The organism is Xenorhabdus bovienii (assembly GCF_024721015.1).
GTDB classification, from domain to species: Bacteria; Pseudomonadota; Gammaproteobacteria; order Enterobacterales; family Enterobacteriaceae; genus Xenorhabdus; species Xenorhabdus bovienii.
The window spans coordinates 117,597-130,128 of record NZ_JANAIF010000004.1 but is presented as its reverse complement, the minus strand read 5'-3'; the positions used below and the strand labels follow the sequence as shown (position 1 = coordinate 130,128).

The window sequence follows — 12,532 nt, the reverse complement described above, 5'->3', positions numbered from 1 at the left end:
GGTGCGTGGTTCGACGACTTTCAGTCGTCGGCACCGAAGTGCGCTAACCCACCTACTTCAGTAGGTGGTAGTTAAGTAAGTGATAATCTCAATGCCTATCAAATAGCATTATTACCCTGAGTTAGTGGGTTGTATGCTTGACCTACTCTCTCTTTAAATATATAAATTCACATTCTATTGCTAAATGTAAAAATATATAGTGGGTTTAATCACGGTTTTTCGATAAGGGCATCATAAATGTCGACGCTGATTAATTGTAATAGAATTAGCTTTAGCGTTAATTCAAAACTACTTTTTAAAGAGCTCTCCATCACAATCAAAGAAAACGATCGCATTGGATTAGTAGGCTATAACGGAACAGGTAAAACACATTTACTGAAATTACTGGCAGGTATTGAAACACCTGATGAGGGATTGATTGAATACGTCAGTGGGCTGAGATTAGAGACGGTATCTCAGTTTATTGATGACTCATTGCTTGAGATGTCCTTACTTGAATGTATTTCCCGGAAAGTAAAACAATTCGATGAATATGCGGATTATAAAGCCGTATCAGTGCTGCATAGTTTCGGTTTCCAAGAGGCAGATTTCAGCACTAAGGTGGCTGATTTAAGTGGTGGGCAAAAGACCAAACTCATGTTTCCATCTGTGCAACTGCGGCGACAGTCATGTTGTACGGCGGTAACAATTTAGCCAGCGCGGCAGATTTATGCTCGGGTGAAATACGTGTCATTTTTTTCTCTATCAGTGTTGTTAATGGGGATGACAACTATGCTGACAGAAAGGTTTTTTTTCCAACCACTTATCGTCTTGATGAGAAAAACTCAGGAAAGTAAAATCATTAGATAGTATTTTAGAAAGAATATAATTAGCTTACTTTATTAATTACTTTAGATTGGTAAAAAATAAATTTGTGACTGTATAGTCATAAGAGTTGTGAACTCTAAGCTATTTATCTTAAGGATAAACATACTTAATAATTCGTATTAAATATATTTTATAAATTGTTAAATGTAGGATAATTCGCCACAATTGTAAATTTATATTAATCATTTAAAGAGCTATAGCGTGTTATAAAGTGACGAGCTCTGATTATATAAATATTTAAAAATGTTGTTTAGGAAAAAGGGAAAATATGAGCAAGGTTACTGTTTTTCCGAGTTTTGGCCTGACTGGTGAAGTTTTTATACCGTCATCTAAACCTCATATTCAGCGTGCATTATTACTAGCTTTACTGAATGAAAATACAACGAGAATTGTTAATATATCTTGGAATGTAGAAACTGAAAATCAAATTAATGCTCTGAAAAAATTTGGTCTAAAAATATTACACAAAGATGGAACAACACTGTTACTTCGTGGTGTAGGTAGAAATTTATCGTATAATGGGGAGATATATGTAGGTGGTTCAGGCATGTTATTCAGAATGTGCGCAGCTTTAGCATCTCTCATTGATAATGAAAAAATAGTAATAAAATGTAATGAATCTTTATTTAATAGAGAGAGTGTGTTTGACGAAGATTTCTGTAATTATTTGGATATTCATATTGAACGTATTGAAAATGAAAGGATTATAATCACTAAGAGTGAAACTAATATAAAAAACCCATTGACTGTTTTGAATAGCACTCAGTTCATTACGTTTGCTCTATTTGTTGCTCCTTTCAGCAAACAAAAGATAGTCCCTATAGTCTTGGACGGCAGTAAAATGGGCTATATTGATATGACGATAAAATCAATGTTACTTCTAGGAAGCATAGTTACATACGAACAAAAACACTTTAAAGTAACTAAATATATACCTAAAGATATTGAGATAAAAATACCCTCTGATTTTACATCATTAAGCTATATAGCCTCTTCTATATTAAGCTCAAAAGGTGCTAGTGATGTACTGATAAGAAATTATTATTTTAATGACACAATAAATGAACGTGATTTATTTAAATTTTATCAAAGTATAGGTCTAATTATTACGTATGATTCAACTTGGAATAATTTGAGAATATTCAGGCAGTCGATTAGGTTATGGGATGGTGAATTTTCTTTGAAAGAGCTCCCTTCAGTAGCCGTAAACATAATTGCTGCTTCATCTAATTTGAAAGGAAATAAAATTTTTAGTGGGGTAAGAGGAATAAATAATCATAAAAGTCAACGAGCATTTATTGTTAATGAGAATATAAGAACAATGGGAGGGAATAGTGTTCTAATATTTGATAGGGTAGGAATGTTTGAGTCAATATATATTGAAGGAAAAGGACCGTTGAATGGAGGAGTTGAACTTAAAAGTTATGGTGACCATAGAATTTGTGCTGCTAATCTCATCGCATCGCTCGGTGCTGAAAAAGAATCCATAATATACGATATAGATAAATTAAATGATGGATTTCCCGATTATATCGATACGCTGAGGAATTTAGGCGTTCATATTAAATAGTTAAATTATTTCTTTGAGGGTGAAAAATGTCTAAAAGAATTGATAAAGATAGTAAATTTGTTGAGGTGATTTATTCGAAACGTTTACAGGGTACACTTAATTTACCAGCTTCTAAAAGTTCCTCAACTCGAGCCCTTCTAACTTCTTCTATTACTTCTGGAAAAAGTATTATCAGAAATATTGCTACTGGTTTTAATACCATAGCGATGAAATCTAATTGTGAGCGATTGGGAGCTGTTTTCAAAGAAGATAAAGATAATTTGATAGTAAATGGAATTGACGTGAGTTCTATCAACCAGCCTTTAGAGTTAAATCCAGGTAACTCAGGGGTAGTACTGAGGTTATTGATGGGGGTAGCGGGTTTCTTACCAGAGACAAAATTCATAACCGACTATCACGCCTCTCTTGGAGTTCGTTCTCAAACAGAAATGGTTAATGCGCTCTGTATGTTGAATGTTCAATGTAGAGCATTGGGAGAAGAGCATCGACTTCCTATCAGAATTAAGTCTGATAGAAAGTTAAATGATTATACAGAAGTATCTTGTAGAAAAAGCTCACAATTTTTAAGTGGATTACTATATCTTGGAGCAGTGATGGATAATGACTTAACTATAAAGGTAGTCGACAAAATAACAGCTCCATCAATGGTTCATACAACAATTAATAACCTTAAGAAAGCGGGTATTAGAATCGAATATGATAGTGATTTTCGTGAATTTTTTGTACATGGTCGATGTGGATTGCAGGCAAGTGATTTTACAGTAGGTTCTGATCCAGCTAGCACTGCTGCAATCCTTGCGCTTTGTGGCTCCCTCGAATCAGAAGTTCAACTGAATGGTTTCTTCGAAGAAGAACTGGGAAATGGTGCTGTAATTCAATATTTAATCGATACGGGAACTAATATCGAATTTATTGGGAATGAAACGATAATAATTAAAGGGAATACAGAAATTCGTCCTTTAGATTTTGACGGTTCTTTGGCTCCTGATGCAGTTCCAGCGTTAGCGGCTAGAGCTTCATTAGCCTCTGGTACAAGTATTTTTTATAACATTGAGCATATCCGTTATAAAGAATCTGATCGGATATCTGATTTTAGAAAAGAATTATCAAAACTAGGGGTAAAATCAGATGAAAAACATGATCAACTCATCATCCATGGGAACCCCAAAGGATATAAAGGCGGGGTGGTTCTAGATGGACATTACGATCATGGACTTATTATGGGCCTCACAACAATCGGCCTTCATTGTAGTGAGCCTGTTCTGATAAAAGAACCATTTCATGTAGGGCAAACTTACCCAGAATATTTTTCTGAAATTCGTTCCTTAGGTGCGAAAGTTAATGAACTGGCTAAATGAAAATAATCCTATTTTAGTAAAGGAAAATATTTTATGTGTGGAATTGCAGCCATTTTTACGACAAAAGAAATTTTAATTGAACAATTGAATAGTAAGCTTGTCTCTATGATAGAAAGGATGAAACATCGAGGAGATTTATCTCGTTTTAATGAACACCTAGTTAAAAAATACTTTGGGATTGCCACAAATCGCTTGGCAATTGTCGAGAGAGAAACCGCGACTCAACCTGTTTCAGACGAAGAAAGGGATATTCATGTCATCCTTAATGGGCAAATATTCAATTATAAAAAAATACGTGAAAAACTTATCAAAAGAGGACACGAATTTAAAGGATATGGAGATGCAGAGGTAATATTAAAGGCATATATTGAATATGATTTAGAATTTGTAAATATGCTAGATGGAATGTTTGCATTTGTCATATATGATAATAAAAAATCAAAGTTTCTGATTGGTAGAGATCACGTGGGTATAAAGCCTCTTTACTATGCAAAAAAGAATGATGTTTGGTATGTGGCATCAGAGATGAAAGCTTTTCTAGAACTTGATGTTGAAGTTAAGACACTTGAGCCTGGGAGTCTTTATGATGGCAATGAGCTTTATAAGTATACTCGCTATGATAAATCTATAGAAAAAAGTAAGGATTGTTATCTTGTAGCAAAACAAAAAGTTCGTAAGTTGATGGAAGAGGCGGTTGAGTCTCAAGTTGACACTGATCTGCCGGTTGCTGTTATGTTTAGTGGTGGAATAGACAGTGCTATTATATTGGCTTTAGCAAATAAATATCATTCTAATGTTACTGCAATTTCGTTTGGTTTACCTGGCTCAGACGATATCAAAATATCAAAGAGATTTTGTGAAGAAAATAAAATACGTCAGATAATATATACATTTACAGAGCAAGATTTAATTGATGATATTGATAGCGCAGTATATTATGGAGAATTCTTCGAAAAAATAGACTCAGTAGACTCTATTATAGCAAATTTTGGTTATTTGATTGCTAATAAGCTTGGTTTTAAAGTCGCTTTATGTGGAGAAGGAAGTGACGAGATTTTTTGCGGCTATGATTTATTCAAAACATATCCTTTTATTGATGAGCTTTCACTTTATAGATTAAATAATTTACATCGTACTGATTTGCAGCGTGTTGATCGCGCTAGTATGCGTAACTCTGTAGAAGCAAGAGTACCCTTTATGAATAATCAAGTGGTACGTTATGCACTAAGCCTTCATGAATCATTGAAGATAAATAATGGAGTTGAAAAATATATACTTAGAGAAGCGTTCCGAGATTTTCTGCCAGATTACATTATTGACAGGCCTAAAATTAGAATGCCAGATGGCAGTGGTGTAAAGAATATATTAATTGATTATGTCAATAGCATCGATCTACAAATTCCTAAAGAGGTGCTCAGGATGCTAGAAAGTATTGGTTTGAACGATAAAAGTTCTTTTTATTTTGCAAATAAATATTTAAATAATGGATATCATTTACCTGATGAAAGGTTTAAAAAACTAGGAAAAGATTATACAGCATCAGGATATTTCGATTTCATATCTTAGTTCATTATGAATTTTTTAATTGTAACGAGGTATAGGATATGCATTCAGTAACACAAAATAAATCTTGGGAAAGGCTATTGAATCTAAAGGGATTTGAATTAGATATTCGAGAATTAGTGGAACTAAAAAATTCATTATCTTATGATAAGATAAGTATATCTTGGTCTACTAGTGGTCAAGAAGAACGTTTTGAATATGCCATTGATCAATGTTTGCCAGGCCTTTTTTTATCAAGTGTACGCCATATACCGGATAATGTCGCTATTGTGGATGGTGATGATAAACTCTGCTTCTGGCAATTGGCACATCTTAGTTTGCATGTTGCAAATTATTTACGCTATCTGAATTGTTCTACAGATGAATGTATAGGCCTTTTTGTTGAACCATCATTAGAACAATTAATTGGGGTATGGGGAATTATTTTTTCGGGAGCTGCCTACTTGGCATTGGCACCAGATTACCCACCTGAGCGGTTGAAGTATATGATAGAAAATTCTTCAATGAAATATATATTTGTTCAGGAAAAGGTAAAATTTAAAATTTTAGATATTATTAGTAGTGATATTACTTTAATAACGATTAGTGATGTCATTGATTATGTGAAAATGAGTGCGAAGACAAAATCTGCTCCTAAACCAAGGGAGCTACAACCAGAAAACCTTGCTTATATTGTGTATACATCAGGTAGTACTGGAAAACCCAAAGGAGTAATGATAGAGCACCGTTCAATCGTTAACCAAATGCTATGGTTGAATAAAAAAGGGTTTTTAAGCAGGGATAAAAAAATAATACATAAAACATCTATTAGTTTCGATGCCGCTCAATGGGAAATGCTATCTGTTTGTTGTGGTACTCAGTTAATTATTAGTGATTTTAGTATAAACAAAAATATTTCGAAGTTAGTAGATGATATTATAGAAAATAATGTCTCTTTGTTGCAGTGTGTACCGACTTTGTTGCAATCGCTGGTTAATAGGCATAAGTTTGCGAAATGTTCATCACTTTCACATATTCTTTGTGGTGGAGAAAGTTTAACAAAGAAATTAGCGCTGCAATGCTTGGATATATTACCTAATTGCGAATTGATTAATGTCTATGGTCCGACAGAATTCACTTGTAATGCATCATTCTATAATGTTTCAATTGGAATAAAAAAAGAACATCATGAAGGAGTATCAATTGGTAGACCGGTTGATAATACTGAGTTTCATATTTTAGATGAAAACGGTAAATCTGTTTCCAGTGGTAATTCTGGTGAACTCTATATATCAGGCATTCAAATTTCACGAGGATATTTTAATCAGGAAGATTTGACTAATAAACATTTCTTTTCTTTCATCCCAACGGGATCTAATACGCCTATTATGTCCTATAAAACGGGAGATCTTGCTTATCAAAACATGGATGGTTCATTTTATTTCATTGGAAGAAAAGATACTCAAATAAAAATTAGAGGTATGAGAGTTGAATTAGAAGAAATAAAAATAGAATTAGAGTCATTACCTTTAATTAATATTGCTGCTGTAATGAATAAATATCATGATGTTAGCCAATCTATTCTGATGGCATGTGTTGAACTCAGTACAGAAGGAGTGATATTAAAAGAAAATCACGATCATCAAGAGTTAGTTTCTATTCTAAAAAAAGAGTTGGCCAGACGTATCCCTGATTACATGATTCCTACTTTATTCTTTTTTGTTGATGTTATGCCTTTAACAATAACAGGAAAAATTGACTTTTATAAAATTGAAAATATTTTTGGCAAGGAGAATTTTAAAGAAAAATATGAACCAAAATCTATAAACGAGAGAGTGATACAAAGTATATGGATGGAATGCCTGAAAAAAAATAGTATTTCTGTTTGTGATGACTTCTTTTCTCTTGGTGGTGATTCATTGAGTGCGGTAGATATTATACAATCAATAAATAATAAACTAGGTTCTAATTTGCCACTTCATATTTTATTTGAAGCGTCGACAATTGAAAAACTGGCTTGTTTAGTTGATGTAAATCGTAATAAATATTCTGAGAGATTGGTTTCTCTACAGCCACATGGGGCGTTATCATCAATTTTTTGTTGGCCTGGATTAGGTGGATATCCTATGAGCCTTAGACTACTTGCTGAAAAAATTGGCAAAGTTCGTCCCTTTTATGGAATACAGGCGTTTGGACTAAATGAAGATGAACGACCATATGGTTCTATCCAAAAATTAGTTCATGCTGATATTACTGCAATAAGAAATAAACAACCACAAGGCCCTTATGTCCTTTGGGGATACTCATTTGGAACTATTTTAGCTTTTGAAGCTGCTTATCAACTTGAGCAGTTGGGGGAAAAGGTTGAAGAACTTGTACTGATTGCTCCAGGTATGACTAAAGGACATTCTTTACAACTCCAGTCATCAGATAAATCTAGTGGCTATGAGAATAAAAGTTTGGTCTCTCTGCTATTTTCAGTTTTCTCAAGAAGTTCAGATGATCAAGATTTATTGGAATGTTTAGACTATGTAAATGATGAGGATGATTTCGCAAGTTTTATTAGTAAAAGACATTCAGGATTAAGCCTTGATCTAATTAAAAGAATTTCTAGAGTTGTCATAACTACCTCTGAAAGCTTACGTTCGGAATCGGAAAGTATTTTTCATGATAGATTAATTACTGCCCCTGTAAAAATATTTAGCGCTAAGAGCGATCAATTGTCTTATTTTGAAACCAATAGTAATTGTTTTATTAATATTCCTGATGTTGTCAAGATTAATGTACCTCATTTTGAGTTACTAAAAGAGCCAGGGATTAATGAGTTACTGTCAAAAATGCGTATGTTGATTACTTGGATGTAATTTTTATATTTTAGAATAATGCTTAGTAGTATTTTTTATATGAATTATGTGAAATTGGTTCTAATATGAGAAAATTATTATGAAAACAATGGAGTCAAGTGAAAATTACACTTTTGTAATTATTGGTCAAGGTACTTTAGCTGTTAGATGCTGTCAATTCTTACTTTCTATAGGTATCCATCTTGAGGTAGTTATGCCTTTAGATTCAGTATTTCTTTCATGGGCTAAAAAAGAAGGTTTAAAATGTATCAATACTATTCAGGATTTAGAATCTTTAGTATCTAACAACTCTGTTGAATGGCTGTTATCTATATCAAATCCAATCATTTTAACCTCTGCACTATTAGATAATATTAAATTAGGTGCATTTAATTATCATGATGCTCCGTTACCTAAATATGCAGGAACTCATGCGACTTCATGGGCTCTTTTTGCGATGGAGGATAAGTATGCAGTTACTTGGCATCGAATTGCTACCGTGGTTGACGCGGGAGATATAGCAGTTCAACAAAATGTAGAAATTAATCGTTCTGACACAGCTCTTTCATTAAATATGAAATGCTATAATGCGGCATTTGAAGGATTTAAAAAATTAATATCCCTTATTAAAGGAGGGAAAACCATAGAATATGTGAAGCAAAATTTATCAGAGAGAAGTTTTTTTTCTAGTCGGAAACGTCCATATGCTGGAGCATGTTTACAGTGGGAACATTCGGCCGAAGAGCTGTCAGCTTTAGTACGTGGTTTGTCTTTCGGTGAGCGTTATCGCAATCCGTTATGTGTTCCGAAAGTTTATTTGATAAATATTATAGGAATAGTGAAAACACTTGAAGTACTTTCTGTCTCAACACATAAGCAGGCAGGTATTTTAGTGGATATAGCACAAAATTTCTGGATTGTAACTACCGGAACAACAGATATCAGAATAGAATTTATTCAATTGACCGGGGAAGATTTGCGGGCAGATTTTTTGGCTGATATGCTTTGCATAAGCGTTGGTGATTCATTACCAATCATTAATAATTCTGATTTAGAAGATTTAACTCAGGAACATGAGGAGTTAGCGCCATATGAATCATTTTGGGTTAATCGTTTAGAATCATGTAGACCATTAAATTTCAAATTTGACACTCTGTATCATGACTTAGATTGTATTTTTGAAATATATTATAACTGGAATTTTTATATTGACATTGAAAATGTTACAAGTGAAGAAAGATTGGTTAATATATTGGGAGCATTCGCCGTATATTTAGCATTGGTTAATGATGTTCAATATTTTCATTTAGATTGTGTAACTGAACTGCCTAAACATGAGGTTATAGATTACTCTGTCTTTTTTTCAGCTTCAGTTCCTTTTGAATTTAATATTGACTTTAATTGCTCTGCATTGAATTTATATAGTTCTATATCAGTTGAGCGTTCTATACTTAATAAATTTAAAACTTTCCATAAAGATATAATTTTTCGATATCCACAATTACGCTCAACTGAATCTGTGTATTCAAAGTATATCTGTAATGTTAGAATTAGCATTATAGATTTCATAAACTCAGAAGTTAAACCAGCAGCCTCTCAATTATATGAAAAAAACAATGCTTCTCTGACAATGCAAATTGATCCGGTTAAGGGGGCTTTTCGTTGGATATCTAATTCATCACATATTGAAAGTGCTGATTTAAAGAGAATGGCTGATCATATAATTAGTTTGGATAGGCTCCTTTTATCTAATTCAAATCTTCCTTTGAAGAGTTTATTATCTCAATGCGGAACCCTTGGAATTATTTAGTATTGAAATTAATTGAGTGTCCAGTATCATATTGAATACTAGACACTCATACTTCATTCATTCTTAAATAGATTTTCGACCATGAAATTGATAAATACTCTTAACTTGGGAGATAAATATTTGCTTGAAGGCCAAAGTATCCTGCATGTCGTTATGTCATTATTGAAATCATTCAGAATTGTTATCAGCTTTCCTGTTTTCAACTGTTCTCTGATGGCTAAATCAGGAATACAAGTAATTCCAAGACTATTTTCTGCAAAAGACACGAGAGGGTCAAGTGTGTTAGTTACCATTCTGGTAGGCCATTCTAGCTGTAAAGTTGGGTTATCTTGACTTATTGGCCAAATATCCAGCTTGCCTGTGCTCTTATAACGATACATCATGCAGAAATGATTAATCAGTTCTTCTGGTTTTTTAGGTATTTCAAATTTTTGAAAGTAGGTGGGAGAACCGACGATAACTCTTTTGTAAGAGCCTAGTACACGCGCCATTAATCGTGAATCAGCAGGTTCTCCGGTGCGTATTACGGCATCGAATCCTTCTTCAATTAAGTCAACTAAGCCGTCAGTGCTGTCTATTTCTAATTCAATTTCTGGGTACTGCTGACTGAACTCGGCAAACTTGGGCATAAAGAGTACGCCAATTGATGGCATACTAACTTTTAACTTCCCATACGGTACAGATTGTGACTGGGAAAGTTCATTTTCTGCGGCTTCTATTTCATTCAGAATGCGGCGGCAGCGTTTGAGAAAAAGTGTACCTTCTGGAGTTAAGGTCACTGTGCGTGTGGAACGGTGGAAAAGTCGTACGCGTAGCTTTTCTTCGAGGCGACTTATTGCCTTGCTTATAGCGGAGGATGACACGCCGAGTTGATTGCCTGCTGCCGTGAAACTCCGTACTTCACTGACTCGAACAAACACTTCAAGGACGCTAAAGTTATCCATTACTCGTTTTCCTATTGATGACATATTTGTCATATATATTTTGAACTATAGCCTATTTTTAATACTAATATGCGCCTTCATACTGTCTACCTATGAGCCGATCTAGCAATCCACATATTCTGTGAACCTCATAGGGTGCGTATAATTTAACTCGCTCTTATGTATTTTCAGATAAAGAATTTTACAGGAGGGCAGTTAAGTGAGATCAACCACAAGTCACACGGGTGAAACAAATGCTTTGCCATTAGCGTCATTGCTTGCACTGGCAATGACGGGCTTTTTGGCGCTGATGACAGAAACTGTCCCTGCGGGAATGTTGGCGCAAATTAGTATGGGATTGAATATTTCGGAATCGATGGCAGGACAATTTGTCACGTTGTACGCCATTGGCTCTGTGATTGCGGCTATCCCATTAACGACGGCAACTCAAAGCTGGCGACGTCGTCCGCTTTTATTGGTAGTTTTAGGCGCGTTGTTTGTTTTTAATACACTGACTATATTGACATCTAATTATACTTTTGCGCTGATTGCCCGGTTATTTGCAGGGATGGCCGGAGGTTTGATTTGGGGTATGTTGGCGGGTTATGCGCGCCGGATGGCATCAGAACCACTAAAAGGGAGAGCGCTTGCCATTGCCGGGGTAGGAGCACCACTGGCACTTTCATTAGGCGTTCCTTTAGGGGCATTTCTAGGCTCACTGATTGGGTGGCGCATGACGTTTGGCCTACTCTCATTGTTGACTTTAGCGGTCATGGTTTGGATTCGTTTACGGGTGCCAGATTATCCCGGACAATCATCAGAAAAACGTTTATCGATAAGATCGGTATTTGCCACTCCAGGTGTTCGACCAGTATTAACGGTACTTATTTTCTGGGTGCTGGCACATAGTATTCTTTATACCTACATCATGCCATTTCTTGCTCCTGCGGGTCTTTCCCATCGAGTTGACATAATTTTGCTAATCTTCGGGGCTTCTTCAGTCCTTGGCATATGGTTGGTTGGGGTATTGATCGATAAATATTTGCGGTCGCTTGTTTTGATAAGCATCGGATTATTTGCTTTGGTCGCACTGGCATTGGGGCTTGCGGGTATTTTGCCTGCTGTAATTTATATCTCTATGGCGATATGGGGGCTAACTTTTGGCGGAGCAGCCGCGCTATTGCAGACGGCCTCTGCGGATGCTGCGGGTTCTGGTGCAGATGTCGCTCAATCAATCTTGGTTACCGTCTGGAATTTATCGATAGCTGCTGGCGGTATGTTGGGAGGCATATTGCTAGACACTCAGGGTGTTCATATCTTCCCTTGGACTTTGCTTGGATTGCTTGTGGTGGGATTGATAATCGCTTGGGGAGCTAAAAAACATGGCTTCCCTGCCACGCTGCAATGAGATTAATGTTATGTCTAACGTAGCCCACGCGATAACGATGGGCTGCGTTAAATTTTGTCATATAAATTAAAATCATCTCCGCCATAAACGTTCACTCGGCATCTGACCATAACGGGCTTTGTATCCGGCGCTGAAACGTCTCACGCTCGTTATCTCCCCATCTATTACGATAGCCTGCATGATATTGAAACAACTTGGGCTGCATACATAC

General features: G+C 35.3%; 8 protein-coding genes. 7 read left to right on the top strand and 1 reads right to left on the bottom strand.

Annotated features, from left to right (window positions below):
* The first annotated feature begins 237 nt into the window (after nucleotides 1-237).
* The 6 genes from NXS07_RS02450 to NXS07_RS02425 all read left to right on the top strand — a co-directional run bounded on the left by NXS07_RS02450 (nucleotide 238) and on the right by NXS07_RS02425 (nucleotide 9,990).
* Nucleotides 238-693, top strand: coding sequence for an ATP-binding cassette domain-containing protein (locus NXS07_RS02450; protein ID WP_038197421.1), 456 nt, complete (start codon nucleotides 238-240; stop codon nucleotides 691-693).
* A gap of 442 nt (nucleotides 694-1,135) precedes the next feature.
* Nucleotides 1,136-2,437 carry a carboxyvinyltransferase gene (locus NXS07_RS02445; protein ID WP_038208061.1) on the top strand — a complete coding sequence of 434 codons (1,302 nt, stop codon included), beginning with the start codon at nucleotides 1,136-1,138 and terminating at the stop codon, nucleotides 2,435-2,437.
* Between the two features lie 26 nt (nucleotides 2,438-2,463).
* Nucleotides 2,464-3,795, top strand: a complete 1,332-nt coding sequence (gene aroA, locus NXS07_RS02440) for a 3-phosphoshikimate 1-carboxyvinyltransferase (RefSeq protein ID WP_258086103.1) — start codon at nucleotides 2,464-2,466, stop codon at nucleotides 3,793-3,795.
* A 33-nt stretch (nucleotides 3,796-3,828) separates the two neighbouring features.
* On the top strand, nucleotides 3,829-5,361 hold the full coding sequence (locus tag NXS07_RS02435; RefSeq protein ID WP_038208055.1) for an asparagine synthetase B family protein: 1,533 nt from the start codon (nucleotides 3,829-3,831) through the stop codon (nucleotides 5,359-5,361).
* A 38-nt stretch (nucleotides 5,362-5,399) separates the two neighbouring features.
* Complete coding sequence (locus tag NXS07_RS02430) at nucleotides 5,400-8,201, top strand: non-ribosomal peptide synthetase family protein (RefSeq protein WP_258086102.1); 2,802 nt, start codon at nucleotides 5,400-5,402, stop codon at nucleotides 8,199-8,201.
* A gap of 79 nt (nucleotides 8,202-8,280) precedes the next feature.
* The gene (locus NXS07_RS02425) at nucleotides 8,281-9,990 is read left to right on the top strand and encodes a formyltransferase family protein (RefSeq protein ID WP_258086101.1); all 1,710 of its coding nucleotides are present in this window, start codon (nucleotides 8,281-8,283) and stop codon (nucleotides 9,988-9,990) included.
* A 53-nt stretch (nucleotides 9,991-10,043) separates the two neighbouring features.
* Here the strand turns inward: NXS07_RS02425 and NXS07_RS02420 are convergent, their stop codons facing one another.
* Entirely contained in the window at nucleotides 10,044-10,934 is an 891-nt protein-coding gene (locus NXS07_RS02420) for a LysR family transcriptional regulator (RefSeq protein ID WP_038208047.1), read from the bottom strand.
* Nucleotides 10,935-11,133: 199 nt separating this feature from the next.
* Between NXS07_RS02420 and NXS07_RS02415 the strand changes: the two genes are divergently transcribed.
* On the top strand, nucleotides 11,134-12,321 hold the full coding sequence (locus tag NXS07_RS02415; protein ID WP_038197197.1) for an MFS transporter: 1,188 nt from the start codon (nucleotides 11,134-11,136) through the stop codon (nucleotides 12,319-12,321).
* Nucleotides 12,322-12,532 lie beyond the last annotated feature (211 nt).

Bases quoted from the DNA above. Each gene is read 5' to 3' on its own strand.
- NXS07_RS02450 (WP_038197421.1), top strand. From the start codon at position 238: ATGTCGACGCTGATTAATTGTAATAGAATTAGCTTTAGCGTTAATTCA.
- NXS07_RS02445 (WP_038208061.1), top strand. From the start codon at position 1,136: ATGAGCAAGGTTACTGTTTTTCCGAGTTTTGGCCTGACTGGTGAAGTT.
- aroA (WP_258086103.1), top strand. From the start codon at position 2,464: ATGTCTAAAAGAATTGATAAAGATAGTAAATTTGTTGAGGTGATTTAT.
- NXS07_RS02435 (WP_038208055.1), top strand. From the start codon at position 3,829: ATGTGTGGAATTGCAGCCATTTTTACGACAAAAGAAATTTTAATTGAA.
- NXS07_RS02430 (WP_258086102.1), top strand. From the start codon at position 5,400: ATGCATTCAGTAACACAAAATAAATCTTGGGAAAGGCTATTGAATCTA.
- NXS07_RS02425 (WP_258086101.1), top strand. From the start codon at position 8,281: ATGAAAACAATGGAGTCAAGTGAAAATTACACTTTTGTAATTATTGGT.
- NXS07_RS02420 (WP_038208047.1), bottom strand. From the start codon at position 10,934: ATGGATAACTTTAGCGTCCTTGAAGTGTTTGTTCGAGTCAGTGAAGTA.